This is a genomic window from Bradyrhizobium pachyrhizi (genome assembly GCF_029714545.1).
In the GTDB taxonomy this organism is placed as follows: domain Bacteria; phylum Pseudomonadota; class Alphaproteobacteria; order Rhizobiales; family Xanthobacteraceae; genus Bradyrhizobium; species Bradyrhizobium pachyrhizi.
This window is the reverse complement of the sequence record NZ_CP121667.1, coordinates 2,675,517-2,692,291: the sequence shown is the minus strand read 5'-3', so window position 1 is coordinate 2,692,291 and position 16,775 is coordinate 2,675,517. Positions and strand designations below refer to the sequence as shown.

The 16,775-nt window shown below is 64.1% G+C and carries 17 protein-coding genes; 10 read left to right on the top strand and 7 right to left on the bottom strand.

Features of this window, described 5'->3' with window-relative positions; all coding sequences use genetic code 11:
- Positions 1 to 6 precede the first annotated feature (6 nt).
- The gene (locus QA639_RS12410; RefSeq protein ID WP_160321827.1) at positions 7 to 1,527 is read left to right on the top strand and encodes an MASE4 domain-containing protein; all 1,521 of its coding nucleotides are present in this window, start codon (positions 7 to 9) and stop codon (positions 1,525 to 1,527) included.
- 61 nt (positions 1,528 to 1,588) lie between these two features.
- Here QA639_RS12410 and QA639_RS12405 read toward each other — a convergent pair whose 3' ends face one another.
- Entirely contained in the window at positions 1,589 to 2,062 is a 474-nt protein-coding gene (locus QA639_RS12405; protein WP_157345616.1) for an HdeA/HdeB family chaperone, read from the bottom strand.
- A 46-nt stretch (positions 2,063 to 2,108) separates the two neighbouring features.
- Here QA639_RS12405 and QA639_RS12400 point away from each other — a divergent pair, with 46 nt between their 5' ends.
- The 3 genes from QA639_RS12400 (at position 2,109) to QA639_RS12390 (ending at position 3,592) form a co-directional block, all read left to right on the top strand.
- The gene (locus QA639_RS12400; protein ID WP_283089846.1) at positions 2,109 to 2,798 is read left to right on the top strand and encodes a DUF2092 domain-containing protein; all 690 of its coding nucleotides are present in this window, start codon (positions 2,109 to 2,111) and stop codon (positions 2,796 to 2,798) included.
- Positions 2,795 to 3,088: a hypothetical protein gene (locus tag QA639_RS12395; protein WP_028334480.1), complete on the top strand. Its 294-nt coding sequence runs from the start codon at positions 2,795 to 2,797 to the stop codon at positions 3,086 to 3,088. Before QA639_RS12400 ends, QA639_RS12395 begins: the two co-directional genes overlap by 4 nt.
- 144 nt (positions 3,089 to 3,232) lie before the next feature.
- Positions 3,233 to 3,592 carry an HdeA/HdeB family chaperone gene (locus QA639_RS12390; RefSeq protein ID WP_038377519.1) on the top strand — a complete coding sequence of 120 codons (360 nt, stop codon included), beginning with the start codon at positions 3,233 to 3,235 and terminating at the stop codon, positions 3,590 to 3,592.
- Positions 3,593 to 3,793: 201 nt separating this feature from the next.
- Here QA639_RS12390 and QA639_RS12385 read toward each other — a convergent pair whose 3' ends face one another.
- Complete coding sequence (locus QA639_RS12385; RefSeq protein WP_157345614.1) at positions 3,794 to 4,786, bottom strand: LysR family transcriptional regulator; 993 nt, start codon at positions 4,784 to 4,786, stop codon at positions 3,794 to 3,796.
- A gap of 143 nt (positions 4,787 to 4,929) precedes the next feature.
- Between QA639_RS12385 and QA639_RS12380 the strand changes: the two genes are divergently transcribed.
- Positions 4,930 to 5,316: a DUF1330 domain-containing protein gene (locus QA639_RS12380; protein WP_028334483.1), complete on the top strand. Its 387-nt coding sequence runs from the start codon at positions 4,930 to 4,932 to the stop codon at positions 5,314 to 5,316.
- Between the two features lie 43 nt (positions 5,317 to 5,359).
- Here QA639_RS12380 and QA639_RS12375 read toward each other — a convergent pair whose 3' ends face one another.
- A complete protein-coding gene (locus QA639_RS12375) occupies positions 5,360 to 6,415 on the bottom strand; it encodes a lytic transglycosylase domain-containing protein (RefSeq protein ID WP_283089845.1) in 1,056 nt (351 codons plus the stop codon).
- A gap of 76 nt (positions 6,416 to 6,491) precedes the next feature.
- Positions 6,492 to 7,184, bottom strand: coding sequence for a VOC family protein (locus QA639_RS12370; protein WP_283089844.1), 693 nt, complete (start codon positions 7,182 to 7,184; stop codon positions 6,492 to 6,494).
- Positions 7,185 to 7,328: 144 nt separating this feature from the next.
- Here QA639_RS12370 and QA639_RS12365 point away from each other — a divergent pair, with 144 nt between their 5' ends.
- Together QA639_RS12365 and QA639_RS12360 are read left to right on the top strand one after the other, a co-directional pair.
- On the top strand, positions 7,329 to 7,892 hold the full coding sequence (locus QA639_RS12365; RefSeq protein WP_028334485.1) for a DinB family protein: 564 nt from the start codon (positions 7,329 to 7,331) through the stop codon (positions 7,890 to 7,892).
- Between the two features lie 107 nt (positions 7,893 to 7,999).
- Complete coding sequence (locus tag QA639_RS12360) at positions 8,000 to 8,728, top strand: alpha/beta fold hydrolase (RefSeq protein ID WP_028334486.1); 729 nt, start codon at positions 8,000 to 8,002, stop codon at positions 8,726 to 8,728.
- Here QA639_RS12360 and paoC read toward each other — a convergent pair.
- The 3 genes from paoC to paoA are packed head-to-tail and all read right to left on the bottom strand — an operon-like array spanning position 8,725 to position 12,546.
- Positions 8,725 to 10,926 (bottom strand): aldehyde oxidoreductase molybdenum-binding subunit PaoC, encoded by a 2,202-nt coding sequence (gene paoC, locus QA639_RS12355; RefSeq protein WP_157345607.1) that lies wholly within the window; start codon positions 10,924 to 10,926, stop codon positions 8,725 to 8,727. The two genes, QA639_RS12360 and paoC, sit on opposite strands and share 4 nt — an antisense overlap.
- A 31-nt stretch (positions 10,927 to 10,957) precedes the next feature.
- Positions 10,958 to 11,908 (bottom strand): FAD binding domain-containing protein, encoded by a 951-nt coding sequence (locus QA639_RS12350; RefSeq protein WP_050387825.1) that lies wholly within the window; start codon positions 11,906 to 11,908, stop codon positions 10,958 to 10,960.
- Positions 11,905 to 12,546 (bottom strand): aldehyde dehydrogenase iron-sulfur subunit PaoA, encoded by a 642-nt coding sequence (gene paoA, locus QA639_RS12345; RefSeq protein ID WP_028334489.1) that lies wholly within the window; start codon positions 12,544 to 12,546, stop codon positions 11,905 to 11,907. The genes QA639_RS12350 and paoA overlap by 4 nt, the downstream gene beginning before the upstream one ends.
- A 397-nt stretch (positions 12,547 to 12,943) precedes the next feature.
- On the opposite strand from paoA, the gene QA639_RS12340 reads away from it, so the two are divergent.
- From QA639_RS12340 to QA639_RS12330, 3 genes are all read left to right on the top strand, one after another.
- Positions 12,944 to 13,705 carry a crotonase/enoyl-CoA hydratase family protein gene (locus tag QA639_RS12340; RefSeq protein ID WP_028334491.1) on the top strand — a complete coding sequence of 254 codons (762 nt, stop codon included), beginning with the start codon at positions 12,944 to 12,946 and terminating at the stop codon, positions 13,703 to 13,705.
- A gap of 61 nt (positions 13,706 to 13,766) precedes the next feature.
- Positions 13,767 to 15,437: a bifunctional metallophosphatase/5'-nucleotidase gene (locus tag QA639_RS12335; protein WP_283089843.1), complete on the top strand. Its 1,671-nt coding sequence runs from the start codon at positions 13,767 to 13,769 to the stop codon at positions 15,435 to 15,437.
- Positions 15,438 to 15,722: 285 nt separating this feature from the next.
- A complete protein-coding gene (locus QA639_RS12330; RefSeq protein WP_028334493.1) occupies positions 15,723 to 16,649 on the top strand; it encodes a histone deacetylase family protein in 927 nt (308 codons plus the stop codon).
- Positions 16,650 to 16,775 lie beyond the last annotated feature (126 nt).

Genomic DNA, 16,775 nt, shown 5'->3' with positions numbered 1-16,775 from the left:
CCTCTCATGCCCGCAACGCGCGAACATCGCCGCGCGGCCATGTGGGTGGTGGCCGCGCTGTTTGTCCTCGCCGCCTGTATCGCGCCGTTTGCGAGCGTACAGATCGGCAGGGTCGACGCATTTGTTCCAGTCCTGCAGACAGTGCTAAGCGCCGCCGATCTGCTGACCGCTACGCTGCTGTTCGGGCAGTATTCTGTGCAACCTCGGCGCGGACTATTGGCCGTCGCCGGTGCATATCTCTTCAGCGGCGCGTTTGCCTTCTTGCAGACACTGAGCTTTCCCGGTGGTTATGGCCCAAACGGAATACTCGGCGATGGCTTCGATACACCGGCGTGGTTTTTTGTTTTCTGGCACACCACGTTTCCACTGAGCATCCTGGCATACACGCTTCTCAAGGATAAGACGGAGCGAGGCGCCGCCGCCCGGTCGACGAGAGCGAGCATCATAGCGACAATATGCGCCGTCCTCACCACCGTTGCTGCACTGACGTGGACCGTGACAGCGTGGGTGAACCACTTGCCGAGCTTCTACAGCGGGAGCGTTACCCTGCAAACGCGGTTCGGGAGCCAGATCAACATTGCGCTCTGGCTCGTGGGCGCGGCAACGTTGGCGGTCTTGTTCAGCCGCCGACGCACAATTCTGGACATGTGGCTGATGGTGACGCTTGTCGCCTGGATGCCGAACTTTCTCGTAGCGGCGGTCGCCAGCTCCGTTCGCTTCTCTGTCGGCTGGTACGCCGCGCGCGGCTTCGCGCTGGTAGCGAGCTGCATGCTGCTATGCGTCCTGCTAACGGAGCTGATGGTGCTGTACTCCCGTCTGGCCAGCGCGCTAATTCTCCAGCGGCGAGAACGGGCCAATCAGCTTATGAGCATCGACGCTGCGACGGCCGCAATCGCGCACGAAATCAGATCTCCCCTCGGCTCGATCACCTTGAACACGAGCATTGCGCTTAATCAGCTCGCCGCCGAGCCGCCCGACCTTGAGGAGATCGACGTTGTCCTGAAGGACATCGAGCGCGCCAGCCTGAGCGTTGACTCGACGATCACGAGCATCCGCAGTCTGTTCAAGAGCGCCTCCAATCGCTCCAGGATGCAGATCGAGGATGTGGTGTGCCAGGTCTTGCGTTTGATGCAACATGATCTGCAGACTAACCAGATATCCGTCTCGACCAGCTTTTCCGATCACCCTCACGCAGTCACGGGCAATCGGGCTCAATTGCAGCAAGTGGTGTTGAATATCGTGAAGAATGGCGTTGAGGCCATGGCGTCGATACCAGTTGATCAACGAAAGCTAACCGTTTCGACCCGTATCGACCAACGCTGGATCGTTCTGAACGTCCGGGATGCCGGAGTTGGCATACCTCAGCACACCAACGTCTTTGATGCGTTCTTCACGACCAAAGCCGATGGGATGGGATTGGGTCTCGCAATTTGTCGCACGATCATCGATCGGCATGGGGGAATGCTGGCGCTTGTTGCGACAGGCAGCCAAGGCACGGAATTTGAGGTCAGGCTGCCGATCGCGTAGCCTAGCGCGAACGGGGCATTTTAATACCGAGAGCCCGCTCGGCCGCAGACATGACCGTGGACTACGGGCTCGTTTGGCAGAAATCCTTCACGGTCTTTGCAGCTTGCGCGAACTGATACAGGTCGACCACGGTGTTGTGCACGCTCGCGTTGTAATACCCGCTGAGCCACATGGTGACACCGGCAAAATCCTGGAAGTCGAGCCTGGCCAGCTCGCGGCAGGTCATCCTGCTCATGTCGACGACCAGCTTTTCTTCCGCCTTGCCGGACGCATTCGACAACAACAAAACCGTGATTGTGATCAGCAGCTTTCTCATATCACCCCCAATATTTGTTCGGCTCCGCATCCGGCCCGACGTCTGCTCGGCTGCCGTGCTCCCGAAATCCATTATCGTTGGACCGGCTCCTTGATTTAAATCAAGCGAGCGACGGCGCAGGTGCTCCAGACTGGTCGCGACCTTAGGGAGGACCGGCATGAACAGGAAAAGACTGCGCGCATTGCTTCGCGCTTCGGGGGTGGCTGCATCGATCGCCATAGCTGCAACGCCGATCGGTCACGCGCGTGCCGATGACTCCACGACGTTGCTGAAGGCGATGGCGGACTATACGGCCGCCCAGAAATCGATCACCGCGACGTACGATAGCGACATCGAGATCATCACGCCGGAACTACAGAAGATCCAGTTTTCCAGCTCCGGTCAGTTGAAAATGACCCGGCCCGACAAATTGAGGGTCAGACGAACCGGTGGCTATACCGATGTCGACCTGGTCTATGACGGCAAGACCGTCTCGCTGTACGGCAATAACGCCAAGGCCTATGTGCAGGCCGACGCACCCGGCACGGTCGAGCAACTTGTGGAGGCGATTCAGGCGAAAACGGGAGCAGCGATGCCCGGCACGGATCTGCTGCTCTCGAATTCCTTCGACGTACTTACGTCCGACGTCATTGAAGGGCATCATATCGGACAGGGCGTGATCGACGGCGTCGAGTGCGAGCATCTGGCGTTCCGCGGACATGACACGGACTGGCAGATCTGGATCCAGACCGGTCCGCAACCGATCCCCCGCAAATATGTCATCACCAGCAAGACCGTGGCTGGCGCGCCGCAATATACGTTGCGGATCAAGGACTGGAAGACCGATGCAATCGCTGCCGCGGACACCTTCTCGTTCAAGCCGCCGGAAGGCGCGACGAAGGTCGGACTCGATTCCGACGTCATGATCGAATTTGACGAAGTACCTGCGGGCACAATTGCTGGAGCCAAGAAATGACCAACCCACTTCGCAAGACGCTTCTGCTTCTCTTAACCGCCGTCACATTCTCGGGCACGCTGCTCTGGAATGGCAAGGGCCATATCGAGCAAGGGCTGGTTTCCACCGCGGAAGCACGGGTCGGACGACCGTTGACGCCGATGAGCTATGCCGGGGTCGCGCGCCGGACCACGCGGCGCGCCGTCTACGGCACCGCAGCCGCTGGAGCAGTAGCAGCCGGCGCCTATGTTGCCACGCCGGGGTGCGTGCAGGTGACCAACGCCTATGGTCAGGTCGTGACCAAATGCTGATGCAGCCGCGCGCGCGAGCCCAAAACATCACCCCACTCCGAGCAAAGTGGGCCGATCCCGCGCGGTACTGGTAGCAAGTCCCGCGAGACCGGTTTGCGCTGCGATCCGAAAGAAGTCATTCACGAGAACCTGTGGGAAGATAGCATGTCCATAAAATTGTTTCTGGCTTCCGCGGCGGTCGCGATTTCAGCCGTGACACCCTGTCAGGCCCAGGTCGAGTTGAAGACCTACGCGAACGCTGACGGCTATGTTGATGTTCAGGCGCTTACATGCGCCCAGCTTGCCAACACCTTCCAGGAGGATGCCGATTATCTGACGGTTTGGTACAGCGGTTGGTATAATGGCCTCGCTAAGAAGCACTTGATGAAGGTCGATCGCGCGAAGGATCTGGAGCACCAGATCATCGTTTATTGCAAGGCGAACCAGGACAAGAAGGTCATTCAGGCCATTGACGTTGTCTTCAACGAGTATCGTGCCAAGAACGGCATCAAGATGAAAAAGTGAGAATGCCGGACGGGTGCCGATACAGGTCCAGACGTTAGCTTCCGACGGAAGCTCGCCTCCGGAGGTTATTGAACATCCGGCGCTGCTGGCCTGCGTCGTGGACGGCCCATCTCACACCGGTCCAGGAGAAGGCCCTCGCGCCGATGAGCGTCGTCTTTGCCTTTCGCGCGCCACCGGCAAGCTGCCGCGCGCAAGCAGCATTCAACCGCCCCGACTTTTCGCCTTGCGTGGAACTCGCCTGGCGCGCGTCCGAACACTTGCTTTTGCCGCTGCCGGCTCCGTCGGGCGCGTGATCGGAAACGTCTCCCGCATATGTGCTGCCAGCATTGCACAGTAGTCAGTCGCGAAACGAGGCAACGGACGCCGCTTGTCCCATGAGATGGTCAAAGGCTCCTGCAACACGCGGCGTCTGTGCGTGAGACCGACAATCCTTAATCCGTAGCGCCAGCACTGAAGCTGGGAGGGAACGATCGCGACGCCGTGCCCCGCCTCGGCGAGTGCCAGCAAGGTGTGCGGACTGCGACTCTCGAACATGATCTTCGGTTTCAGTCCCGCCATACGGCTTGCCGCATCGAAAGCACGGCGAAATCCGAACCCGCTGTCCAGCAGCAGCAACGGAAGTTCGGCAAGGTCAGCGATCTCGATTGTGCGACGGGGACCAAGCGGCATCGACGGATGGCAAGCAGCCAGTAACCGCACGGATCCAAGCGGAAGGCTGCCGAAGTGCTGTTCGTCCAGCTTGACGGCGTGCAACAAATTCTGGCCGAGATGAACTTCCCCGCGTTCGAGCATCGCCAATATCTCGCTGCCCGTCCCCTCCCTGATCCTGATCTCGACCCTGGGATATCGCTCCGCGTACCGGTGCAGAAATTCCGACAGCACGCTTTCGATGTGTTGCGGCGAGCCGGCGATCCTTAGGACCCCGGTATCTCCTTGACGAAGCAGCTGAGCCTGCTCCTTCAAGGAATTGACGCTGTTGAGCAGCAGACGACAGCCCGCAATCAACTGCTCGCCTTCGCCGGTCAATAGAAGCCGGCGCCCGACGCGATCGAAGAGCTGCAAGCCGAGCTCCCGTTCGAGACCGATGATTTGCCTGGAGAGAGCGGGTTGGGCGACACGCAACCGCAAAGCGGCCTTTGAGACCGTGCCGAGCTCGGCCACCGTCAAGAACGTGAGGGCCTGTTGAAGAGTCATACCCGCTTATACCATTCAAGCATAAGGTTCGAGAAAATATATGTATTGGACGTATTTCGAAGCCTCGTGGAGAGTCCTGCCAGGCTGCGGCTTGTGGCACCGCCACGGCATCGGAGGAAGCTCACATGAGTTCTGGAGGCAAGATGGCTCTGGTCATGTTGAGTTGTACCGCTATCGGCGCTCTTGGCGCCGAAGCACTGCATGGCGAAGCCAGGCCGCCCGCCTATCTGATCGGGCAAATCGAGGTCACCGATCCCGATGGTTATGCCAGGGAATATCTCCCGAAGGCGAAGGAGATCATCAAGGCGCATGGCGGCAAGCTGATCGCGGCTGCCGGCGCGGCGGCAACCGGTTCGCAGGTCGTTGCCGTTGATGGAAATCCACCCAAGCGCGTCGTCATCTATATGTATCCGACCATGGAGGCGCTTTGGGCCTGGCGACACGATCCAGCCTACGTGCAGGTTCGGGCGGTCGGCGAGAAATACGCCAGGTACCACACATTTGCGGTCGAAGGCTCTGCCGCCAATTAGCCCTCATCCCGCCGTCGGTCGCGGCGACGTGCAACGTGTGCCACTAGTTTCGAAACACGAGGCAGCGCCCGCCGACTGCCTCCAATCGGGCGCACAGCTGGTTAGCTCGCTCGCGGGTCGTCTCGGCGACCCGGAGCAGATACCAGGTGGCCGAGCCTGGCCCGGCCATGCGCGATCTCAGAACGAGCGGTGCGCGATCGCCGAGCACGGATGCAAATCGTTTCTGAAGTTGCTGGTAGTCGGCGAGCACGCGCGATTGCGACGGGCCACCGGCCAATTGAAGTCCCCAGGGCCCCCACGCAGCTTGCTGCGCGATTGTCACGGACTCTCTTGGGCCCGCGGGAAGCGCCCGAACGAGCATGCCGCGCACGATGTCACTGCAGGCCATGGCCGCGTCGATGTGGACCCGATCCTCAAGCGAACCCTGCGCCCATTCCTCGGCGGACTTGCCGGTGATGATCCTGACATAGGCACGTGTTTCGCCCGGCAGGCTTCCACGTCCCGCCAGCCAATCCTGAACGCGCCGTGGACCACCATTATAGGCGGCCGCCGCAAGGCCGAGATTGCCGAACTGCGCGCGCAGCTCGCGGAGCCAACGCGCGGATTCCTGCAAGGCAGGCAATGGCTCGAACGGGTCGGCCAGACCGCGCCACCGCGCGGTACCGGGCATGAACTGGGCGATCCCCTGGGCACCGGCCGAACTGACCGAATTGGGATCGAAATTGCTTTCCTGCCAGATCAGCCGGACGAAGAAATCCGGCGGCAAGCCGTTCTCCAATGCAGCCTCTTCCAACGCCTTGCAGTATTGCTGCGGCCCATCGGGCCTTGGACGCAAAGGTATCGGCGCCGGCGACGGAACGGATGACGATTGCTGATCGGACGCCGACCGATCGGCCCCGGCGTTGGCATCCGGACGAGACGTTTCCGTTTGCGATGTTTCTGCCTGCGCCGGCTCTGCGCGCTGCGCGGCGGGCGTTACCGCTGGATTGCCGAGAGGCTGGGCGCTCGCGACGGGGACAAACAGCAGCAGGCAAGCCGAGCCGATAACCGCTCGTGGAATCGATCGATGAACCCGCCGCGGCCCGAAAATCGACTGCATAAAGCGATCATCAAATTGGATGCATTCGTCGGAATCATATCATCGGCGCCGCCCGGGCGGGCAGAAAATTTGCTGGCTAGCGGTCGGACAGGCTTCCAACGATCGATGCGCGGCGGGACAGTTCGATCCAGTTGCCATCGGGATCGAGGATCATGGAGATCCGTGCGACCTCGCCGAGCGTCACCGGCGCAAGGCCTTCCCGCACGCCCTTGGCGCGCAGCTCGTCATGCACGGCATCGATGTCGGCGACCTGCAGTGTGATGTAGCGCCAGCCGCGCGCCGGCCGGATCGGATCGACCGTGGCGGCAGCGTCTTCCTTGAGCAGCATCAGGCTGTCGCCGAGGCGAAACGCCGGACCGCCCGACCATGATTGCTCGGCGAAGCCGAGGATGTCGCCGTAGAACCTGCGATGCGCGGCGAGGTCGCGCACCGTCAGCATGACGGCGATCTGGGTGATGCCGTCATGTCCGGGCGCGACCAGGCAAACGCTGTTGCCATCGGGGTCGGCCATGCGTTGCGGTGCGTCGACGCCAGCGCGCGCAATGATCAGCTCGCGATAGCCGCTCGGCGCCGCGTCCGGCAGCGGCTCGACATGATGGTTGAGCTTGATGACCGAACCCTGCGCGTCGTGCCGGTACTGCTTCTGCCCGCGGCGGATCGGCTGCACATGATCGAAGCGCAGCCTGGCATCGTGCTGCCAGAACCGCAGCATCGGCTCGAGGTCGTTGGAGGAAAGGCCGACGTCGATCACGTTCTTTGCCAGTTGCATCTGCTCCCGCCTTCGGATGAAGTGCACCACGATGGATTAGCTATGCGAGGATCAAGTCACCAACGCAAGCACCGCGATCACTGTCGCAGGTCGGCCGGCTCACCGCCGCGCCCGCCTGAAACAGTCAATCCAGTGAGGACCGATATGCAAGCAGGCCTCGTTCAGACCTTTCGCGCTTTTGCGTACAATAACGCCTGGGCCAATCATCGCCTGCTCACGGCCTGCGCCGGTCTCAGCCAGGCGGAGTTCGCCGCGGCGCGGACCGGGTTCTTCCCGAGCCTGCAGGCGACACTGAACCACATTCATGTCATCGACCTGTTTTATATCGACGCGCTCGAGGGCGGCTGGCTCGGGCCGAAGGCGTGGGCCAATGAAGTGCCCTATCCGTCGGTGGCGCAGCTGAAAGACGCCCAGCGCGCGATCGATCAGCGGCTGATCGTGCACTGCGATGTGCTGACGGCTGAGCGGCTCGATGATGTGGTGAAGATCAATCGCGACACGAGCGTGCAGACTGAGCGGCGCGACCGCCTCTTGATGCATCTGTTTCAGCACCAGATCCATCATCGCGGCCAGGCCCATGCGATGCTCTCGGAGACCACAGTCAAGCCGCCGCAGCTCGACGAATTCTTCGCCGCCGGTGAAGCGCCGCTCCGCGCGGCCGAGTTCAGGGATCTCGGCTGGAGCGAAGCCACCGTGTGGGGCGGCTGAAGGCGAGGTTCCGCCCGCCATCGGCGATGTGGTTCCTGATCCGGAACGAGGTCTTGAAACCCGGCGCCTTCACGCTCACCTCTGGTGAAACGTGGGGAACTCTATCAATGCCTTTCGCCAATCACCGGGGCCAGCGTATCCACTACACCGTCGAGGGATCCGGGCCGCTGATCGTGCTGCAGCACGGTCTCTTGCTCGACGCCGCGAGCTGGAAACAATGCGGCGTGGTCGACGCGCTTGCCGATCGCTTTCGTGTCGTCTGCGTCGATTCGCTCGGACATGGCCTCAGCGACAAGCCGGCCGATCCGGCGCTCTATAATCAGGCGCAGCGCGCCGGCGACATCGTTGCCGTGATCGACGATCTCGGCGACGAGCGCGCCCATGTGGTGGGACACTCGATGGGCGGCTGGGTCGCGGTCGGCGTCGCCCGATTTTTCCCGGCACGGCTGGCGTCGCTGGCGATCGGTGGCTGGGACTTTCTCACCGGACTGCCGCGCGGCAATGCCGGCCCGCTGACCTATGGCGCCTTCATCACCTTTGCCCGCCGCACCGTGCCGGAGCTCGCCGAATGGGTGACGCCGGATCTCGAAGGCGGCGTGCGGGCCTGCTTCAATGCGCTCGGCCAGGTCGATGGCGCAAAGGACGCGGTGCTGTCCTCGCGCGTGCCGGTGCTGCTGTGGAACGGACAGGACGACGGACCGCATGCGCCGATGCAGCGCTTTGCCGCGGAGAACGGCCTCGATGCGATGTCGGTGCCCGGCGATCACCTCGGCGCGCTGTTTCAGCACGGCGCCGCGATCGGCCGGGGCATCGGTTCGTTCGTCGGGCGAGGTTAGACCGGCATTCCCGCGAGCAGCTTGTCGAGCGTGATCGGATAGTCGCGCACGCGAACGCCGGTCGCGTTGTGGACCGCATTGGCGACAGCGGCGGCGACGCCGCAAATGCCGAGTTCGGCGACGCCCTTGGCCTTCATCGGCGACGAGATCGGGTCGGTCTCGTCGAGGAAGATCATCTCCTGATGCGGGATGTCGGCATGGACCGGCACCTCATAGGCAGCAAGGTCGTGATTGATGAACAGGCCGTGCCGCTTGTCGACGACCAGATCCTCCATCAGCGCCGCGCCGACGCCCATGGTCATCGCGCCGATCACCTGGCTGCGCGCCGCCTTGGGGTTGAGGATGCGGCCCGCCGCGCAGACCGCAAGCATCCGCCGCACCCGGATTTCAGCGGTGTCGGCGTCGACGCCGACCTCGACGAAATGCGCGCCGAAGGTCGACTGCTGGTAGGTTTTCGCGAGATCGCCGTATTCGATGGCATCCTCCGCCACGAGCTCGCCGCCGCCGGCGGCCTGCGCCAGCGGCACGCTGCGATTACCGGAGCGGACCACGCCGTCGGCAAACACCGCCTCCGCGGAGTTGAAGCCGAGCTTCTGCGCAATGGTCTCGCGCAGCTTGGTGCAGGCGGCATAGACGCCGGCGGTGGAATTGTTGCCGCCCCACTGCCCGCCCGAGCCGCAGGACACCGGAAAGTCGGAATCGCCGAGCCGCACCGCGACCTTGTCCAGAGGCACACCCATCATCTCGGCCGCGGTCTGCGCGATGATGGTGTAGGAGCCGGTGCCGATGTCGGTCATGTCGGTCTCGACGGTCACGATGCCCTGCTGGTCGAGACGAACGCGTGCCGCCGATTTGGTCACGAGATTGTTGCGGAAGGCCGCGGCGACGCCCATTCCGACCAGCCAGCGTCCGTCGCGGACCGCGCCGGGTTTCGGGTTGCGCCTGTCCCAGCCGAACCGCGCCGCGCCATCGCTCAAGCACTGCACCAATTGCCGTTGCGAGAAGTGCCGCTCCGGATGTTCGGGGTCGACCTGGGTGTCGTTGCTGATGCGCAGCACGACCGGGTCGATGCCGAGCTTGTCGGCGAGCTCGTCGATCGCGATCTCGAGCGCCATCATGCCGGAGGCTTCTCCGGGCGCGCGCATCGCATTGCCCTCCGGCAGATCGAGCGCCGCAAGCCGCGTCGCCGTCATCCGGCTGGCGCCGGCATAAAGCAGCCGCGTCTGACTCACCGCCATCTCGGGCTCGCCGTCCTTGACGTTGCCGGACCAGCTTTCGTGGCCGATCGCGGTGATCTTGCCGTCGCGCTCGGCGCCGATGCGGATGCGCTGGATCGTCGCCGGACGGTGCGTCGTGTTGTTGAACATCAGCGGACGTTGCAGCGCGACCTTGACCGGCCGGCCGGCCGCGCGGGCGCCGAGCGCGGCGAGCAGCACCTCGGCGCGCAGGAACAGCTTGCCGCCGAAGCCGCCGCCGATATAGGGCGACACCAGACGGACATTCTCCTTGGGGATACCAAGCGTCTTCGCCATGTCCTCAGCGCCCCAGGCGATCATCTGGTTGGAGGTCCAGACCGTGAGCTTGTCGCCGTCCCAGGCCGCGATCGAAGCATGCGGCTCCATCATCGCGTGGCCTTGATCAGGCGTCGTGTAGGTGGCATCGAGCTGCACGGGCGCACCAGCGAGGGCGGAGGCGAAATCGCCGACGGCGGTATCGGCCGGGCCGCCGAATGACGGGTGCGGCGTGATGCCCTTGTCCCGCTCCGCGGCGAGATCGAACTTGCCGTCGCCCTTGACGTAGTCGATCCGGACCAACTGCGCCGCGGCCCGCGCCTGCTCGAAGGTCCCGGCGACGACGATGGCGACGGCCTGGTGATAATGCGCGATCTCGGGCCCGCCGAGCAGCGGTGCCGCATTGCGCTCGCCCTTGCCGAGCTTGCCGGCATTGCCCGATGTGACGATGGCGAGCACACCCGGTGCAGCCTTCGCCGCCTCGAGATCGATCGAACCGATCCGCCCCTTGCCGATCGCCGAACCGACCACGTAGCCATAGGCCTGGTTGGCCGCGACGTCGTGCCGCTCATAGGCGTAAGGCGCGGTGCCGGTGGTCTTGAGCGGCCCCTCGATCCGGCTGGTCGGGTGGCCGATCACCTTGAGTTGGTCGATCGGATTGAAGGTGGCGGGATGTTCAAAACGCATGATGTCAGGCCCTCATCTTAAGCCTTGGATCTCAAGCCCTGGCCTCGCGCAGCACCGCCGCCAGCGTTCGCTCGGCGAGCGGCAGCTTGTACGCATTGTCCTTGGTCGGCTTCGCATCGGCGAACAGGCGCGCGGTGACGGCCTTGGCGCCGTCGGGCAATTTCGCCTCCGCCGCCTCGACGCGCCACGGCTTGTGCGCCACGCCGCCGAGCGCAACGCGGCCGGTGCCGTCGCGCTGCACGATCGCGGCAACCGAGACCAGTGCGAAGGCATAAGAGGCGCGGTCGCGCACCTTGCGATAGGCCTGCGCGCCGCCGACCGGTTTCGGAAGCACCACCGCGGTGATCAGTTCGCCCGGCTCCAGGCTGGTTTCGATCTCCGGGCTGTCGCCGGGCAGACGATGCAGCTCGGCGATCGGAATGCTGCGCGTGGTGCCGTCGGGCCGCACGGTCTCGACGACGGCGTCGAGCGCGCGCATCGCCACCGCCATGTCGCTCGGATGGGTCGCGATGCAGGCGTCGCTCACACCGACCACCGCATGCTGGCGGCTGAAGCCGCCGATCGCGGCGCAGCCGCTGCCGGGCTTGCGCTTGTTGCAGGGCAGATTGGTGTCGTAAAAATAGGGACAGCGCGTCCGCTGCAGCAGATTGCCCGCGGTCGTCGCCTTGTTGCGCAACTGGCCGGAAGCGCCGGCGAGCAGCGCGCGCGACAGCACGCCATAGTCGCGCCGCACGCGGATATCGGCGGCGAGATCGGTGTTGCGCACCAGCGCGCCGATCCGCAAGCCGCCGTCCGCAGTCTCCTCGATGCGGTCGAGCGCCAGGTCGTTGACGTCGATCAGGTGCGCCGGCGTCTCGATCTCGAGCTTCATCAGGTCGAGCAGATTGGTGCCGCCGGCGATGAATTTGGCGTTCGCGGTGCCGGCGGCGGCTGCGGCCGCCGCGCCCGGCGAGGCGGCGCGCTCATAGCTGAATGATCTCATGCGCTCCTCCCGGCGACCTCGCTGATCGCCTCGGCGATGTTGGAATAGGCGCCGCAGCGGCAGATGTTGCCGCTCATGCGCTCACGGAGCTCGGCATTGGTCAGTCGCAGCGGCGCATTCAGATCCGCCGTGACATGGCTCGGGATGCCGGCCTTAACCTCGGCAAGCACGGCGACAGCCGAGCAGATCTGGCCCGGCGTGCAATAGCCGCATTGATAGCCGTCATGCTCGATGAATGCCGCCTGCAGCGGATGCAGCCCGTCCGGCGTGCCGAGCCCCTCGATCGTCGTGATCTCGTCGCCCTGATGCATCACGGCGAGCGTCAGGCAGGAATTGATCCGCCGGCCGTCGACGATCACCGTGCAGGCGCCGCATTGACCGTGGTCGCAGCCCTTCTTGGTGCCGGTCAGATGCAGGTGCTCGCGCAGGGCATCGAGCAGCGTGGTCCTGGTGTCGAGCTCGAGTTGGTGGGTTTCGCCGTTCACGTCAAAGGATACTCTCGTCATCACGGGCGCTCCGGTCGGGGCAGATTGGGCGGCCGCAGGCGGGGGCGTCGCAATCGACGACGCCGCAAGCGAGGCGGCTCCAACAATCAACAGATGGCGCCGCGATAGTTCCAAACGTCCGGAGATCTGCATGCCGCCGCTCTCCTCAAGTCAGCCGAACACGGAACCACGACAACGACGTGTCGGGGTCTGCTCGGCCTGTCAGCAAAGGGGGAATGCCGCGAACAGCGGAATGTTTCTCGCGGGGAAGTTAAACTCGTCGCGAGCGTCACGGGCGCTGCAGGCGGGCGGCACCGGCGCCATCGTGGCGCGGCAGGCAGGCAGCATCGCCGTGCGCGTCCGGCCTCCGACCAACGTCCCCTGCCCGAAATCGCGAGATTCCGGTTATCTGCATTGCGCCGTTCTCATGCTCGCCCACGGGGAAAAGCGGCCCGGAACACGCTGGAGCTCTTGGGGCTTGCACCGGATCATGTAGGATGGCGGCACGACCTCCGCCGGCGACGCTGCCGGCCGACCCTGGGACCGCTCGATGACCGCGCATGTCATAGTGACCGACGAAGCCGCCACGCGCGTGATCCGGCTGCGCAGGCCCGAGAAGAAGAACGCGATTACCCAGGAGATGTTTCGCGCGATCAGCGACGCGATCGACAAGGCGCAGAACAATCCGAATATCCGCTGCCTGATCATCACCGGCGGCTCCGGCGTGTTCACCGCGGGCAACGACATCGAGGACCTGCTCGCGCAGGGCACCTCGACCGGCGAGACCCCGCCGGCCTCCGACCTCGTCAAGTTCCTGTATTCGCTGGCCCACAATGTGAAGCCGATCATCGCCGCCGTCGACGGCGTCGCGATGGGCATCGGCACCACCATGCTGTTTCACTGTGACTATGTGCTCGCCAGCAAGACCGCACTGTTCTCGACGCCGTTCTCCAATTTCGGCCTGGTGCCGGAAGGCGCCTCGAGCCTCCTGATGCCGCGCATGATGGGCCACCAGCGTGCCTTCGCGATGCTGGTGATGGGCCGCACCATGTCGGCCGACGACGCCCGCGTCGCCGGCTTCGTCAATACCGTGGTGGCGCCGGGACATGCCGAGGTGGAGGCGCACAAGGTGGCGCGCGAGATCTGCGCGCTGCCGGCCGAGGCGGTGGCGATCTCGCGGCGCCTGATCCGGCTGCCGCCGGAGGACGTCACCCGCCGCATCGAGCAGGAGAACCATCTGTTCAGCGAACGGATGCGCTCCGAGGAAGCAGTCGAGGCGTTCAAGGCATTCATGGCTCGCCCGAAGGATTGAAACGAAGCGTCGCAAAATTGTAGTGGCGCGGCGCCATGATCCCGTGCTCCATGGACAGATCATGAGACAGCCCCGCCTTTCCCCTCTCGCCGCGCTCTGCGCGTTCGGACTGGCCGCAGCAAGCCCCTGCCCGGCGCAGGCCGCGGAGCCGGTGAGCCTGCGCATTCTCGCGATCAACGATTTCCACGGCTATCTGCGGCCGCCGCCGGGCGGCATCCGCATCACCGACCCCGCTCACGCGACCAGGAAGATCATGGAGCCCGCCGGCGGCGCCGAGCGGATGGCCACTATCGTCAAGCAGCTGCGCGAGGGCCACAAGAACAACATCTTCGTTGCGGCCGGCGACCTGATCGGCGCAAGCCCGTTCTTGTCGGCGATGTTTCACGACGAGCCGACCATCGAGTCGCTCTCGCTGATGGGGCTTGCGATCTCCTCGGTCGGCAATCACGAATTCGACGAGGGCAAGGACGAGCTGCTGCGGATGCAGAATGGCGGCTGCCATCCGATCGACAAATGCCAGGGGCCACACCCGTTCACAGGAGCCAAATTCCGCTATCTCGCCGCCTCCACGATCGACAAGGCGACCGGCAAGACGGTGTTTCCGCCCTACGAGATCAAGCAATTCGACGGCATTGCAGTGGCCTTCATCGGGCTGACGCTGAAGAACACCCCGAACCTGGTGTCGCCTGCCGGCGTCGCGAGCCTCGACTTTCGCGACGAGGCCGAGACCGTCAATGCGCTGGTCCCCGAGCTGAAGGCGAAGGGCGTCGAGGCGATCGTGGTGCTGATCCACGAAGGCGGCTTTCCGGCCGGCGACTATAATGAATGTCCAGGGATCTCCGGGCCGATCGTCGACATCGTCAAGAAGTTCGATCGCGCGGTCGACGTCGTGGTCTCCGGCCACACCCACCAGGCCTATGTCTGCGAGATCGACGGACGGCTCGTCACCTCCGGCGACAAATACGGCACCCTGGTCACGGCGATCGATCTTCAGCTCGATCCGAACAGCCATGACGTGATCAGCGCCAGCGCCGCCAACACCATCGTGCGGATCGCCGGCACGGCCAAGGATCCCGAGCAGAGCGCGCTGCTGGAATCCTACGACCGGCTGGCCGCGCCGATCGCGAGCCGCGCGGCAGGCTCAGTCACCGAAACGCTGTCGCGTACACCTGCCGAAACTGGCGAGAGCCCGCTCGGCGACATCGTCGCCGACGCACAGCTGCTTGCAACCAGCGCCGAGCCGAATGGCGGCGCGGTGATCGCCTTCACCAATCCCGGCGGCGTGCGCACCGACATCGTCAAGCGCGAGGACGGCGCGGTGACCTATGCCGATATCTTCGCAAGCCAGCCGTTCCGCAACCAGCTCGTGACGATGACGCTGACCGGCAAGCAGCTCAAGGACGCGCTGGAGCAGCAATGGGCCGATCCGAAGCGGCCGCGCGCCCTCCAGGTCTCGAAGGGGTTCTCCTATGCGTGGGATGCGAGCAAGCCCGATGGCGCGCGCATCATCGCCGCACGGATGTCGCTGGACGGCAAGCCGATCGAACCGGCCGCGAGCTACCGCGTCACCGTGAACAATTATCTCGCCGAGGGCGGCGACGGCTTCACCGTGTTCAAGCAAGGAACCGCGCAGCAGTTCGGCATCTACGACGTCGATGCGCTCTATGCCTACTTCAAGGCCAACAGCCCGGTAGGCCCGACGGCAGGCAAGCGGATCGAGCGGATCAATTGAGCGAGGTCCAGGGGTGACGTACGCAGCCCCTCACCTCATTGCGAACGGAGCGAACCAATCCATTGTCTCCGAGCATGCGGCATGGATTGCTTCGCTCCGCTCGCGGTGACGCGGAAAACGCCCAGGCTTTGGAAGGACGGGAACAGGGATGATGTCGGCCCTTTCCGGAACGCCGCTAACGGCCTAGATTAGGGCCTGCTCTTGCATGATCTTGGTCGGAAAACCGCTGCGCACTTTTCCGGATCATGCGTCCTCGCACGCGCATCGATTGCGCCGGGAATTTGCATGACACTGCTTCTGACGCATTCCGCCTGTCTCGACCACCTGACCCCTCCCGGACATCCCGAACGCCCCGACCGGCTGCGGGCGGTCGCCGAGGTGCTCGGCGAGGATCGTTTCAAGGCGCTGGTGCGCGATTCCGCGCCGGAAGGCGACCTCGACACCGTGCTGCTCTGTCACGGCGAGCACTATGTCAGCGAACTCCGCCACATCGCGCCGACCTCGGGCATGATCTATATCGACGGCGACACCTCGATGTCGCCAGGCACCTGGGAAGCGGTGATGCGCGGCGTCGGCGGCGCGGTGGCCGCCACCGATGCGGTGATGGAGGGCAAGCATCAAAACGCGTTCGTCGCGGTGCGCCCGCCCGGGCACCACGCCGAGAAATCGACGCCGATGGGCTTCTGCTTCTTCGACAATGCCGCGATCGCCGCCCGCCACGCGCAGCGCAAATACGGCATCAAGCGCGCCGCGATCATCGATTTCGACGTCCATCACGGCAACGGTACGCAGGATATCTTCTGGGCCGACCCGACCGTGATGTATTGCTCGACGCACCAGATGCCGCTGTTCCCCGGCACTGGCGCCGCCGGCGAGCGTGGCGAGCACGACACTGTCGTCAACGCGCCGCTGGCGCCCGGCGACGGCGGCGCCAAGTTCCGCTCCGCTTTCGAGAATCTGATCCTGCCGCAGCTGGAGAAGTTCTCCCCCGAACTCGTCGTCATCTCGGCGGGCTTCGACGCGCATCACCGCGATCCCTTGGCCTCGATCAACCTGACGGGCGAGGATTTCGGCTGGGTCACGCGCAAGCTGATGGATCTCGCCGACAAGAGCGCCGGCGGCCGCGTCGTCTCCGTCCTGGAAGGCGGCTACGACCTGCAGGGCCTGAAAGAGTCGGTAGCATCTCACGTCACCGCATTGATGGACGGGTAAATCCCCGCCACAATACGTCCGCAAAAATTCGATTGATTCTGCGCCGGGGCGAGCATGGCCTGCGACAGGTCATGTTTGGACGACAAGATCAGGTTGCGATCTGATCCACGCAATCGGGAACGCAAG

What these genes read in the sequence shown, in the direction of transcription:
- QA639_RS12410 (WP_160321827.1), top strand. Translation starts at nt 7, where the DNA reads ATGCCCGCAACGCGCGAACATCGCCGCGCGGCCATGTGGGTGGTGGCC.
- QA639_RS12405 (WP_157345616.1), bottom strand. Translation starts at nt 2,062, where the DNA reads ATGGCGATCGATGCAGCCACCCCCGAAGCGCGAAGCAATGCGCGCAGT.
- QA639_RS12395 (WP_028334480.1), top strand. Translation starts at nt 2,795, where the DNA reads ATGACCAACCCACTTCGCAAGACGCTTCTGCTTCTCTTAACCGCCGTC.
- QA639_RS12390 (WP_038377519.1), top strand. Translation starts at nt 3,233, where the DNA reads ATGTCCATAAAATTGTTTCTGGCTTCCGCGGCGGTCGCGATTTCAGCC.
- QA639_RS12385 (WP_157345614.1), bottom strand. Translation starts at nt 4,786, where the DNA reads ATGACTCTTCAACAGGCCCTCACGTTCTTGACGGTGGCCGAGCTCGGC.
- QA639_RS12380 (WP_028334483.1), top strand. Translation starts at nt 4,930, where the DNA reads ATGGCTCTGGTCATGTTGAGTTGTACCGCTATCGGCGCTCTTGGCGCC.
- QA639_RS12375 (WP_283089845.1), bottom strand. Translation starts at nt 6,415, where the DNA reads ATGCAGTCGATTTTCGGGCCGCGGCGGGTTCATCGATCGATTCCACGA.
- QA639_RS12370 (WP_283089844.1), bottom strand. Translation starts at nt 7,184, where the DNA reads ATGCAACTGGCAAAGAACGTGATCGACGTCGGCCTTTCCTCCAACGAC.
- QA639_RS12365 (WP_028334485.1), top strand. Translation starts at nt 7,329, where the DNA reads ATGCAAGCAGGCCTCGTTCAGACCTTTCGCGCTTTTGCGTACAATAAC.
- QA639_RS12360 (WP_028334486.1), top strand. Translation starts at nt 8,000, where the DNA reads ATGCCTTTCGCCAATCACCGGGGCCAGCGTATCCACTACACCGTCGAG.
- paoC (WP_157345607.1), bottom strand. Translation starts at nt 10,926, where the DNA reads ATGCGTTTTGAACATCCCGCCACCTTCAATCCGATCGACCAACTCAAG.
- QA639_RS12350 (WP_050387825.1), bottom strand. Translation starts at nt 11,908, where the DNA reads ATGAGATCATTCAGCTATGAGCGCGCCGCCTCGCCGGGCGCGGCGGCC.
- paoA (WP_028334489.1), bottom strand. Translation starts at nt 12,546, where the DNA reads ATGCAGATCTCCGGACGTTTGGAACTATCGCGGCGCCATCTGTTGATT.
- QA639_RS12340 (WP_028334491.1), top strand. Translation starts at nt 12,944, where the DNA reads ATGACCGCGCATGTCATAGTGACCGACGAAGCCGCCACGCGCGTGATC.
- QA639_RS12335 (WP_283089843.1), top strand. Translation starts at nt 13,767, where the DNA reads ATGAGACAGCCCCGCCTTTCCCCTCTCGCCGCGCTCTGCGCGTTCGGA.
- QA639_RS12330 (WP_028334493.1), top strand. Translation starts at nt 15,723, where the DNA reads ATGACACTGCTTCTGACGCATTCCGCCTGTCTCGACCACCTGACCCCT.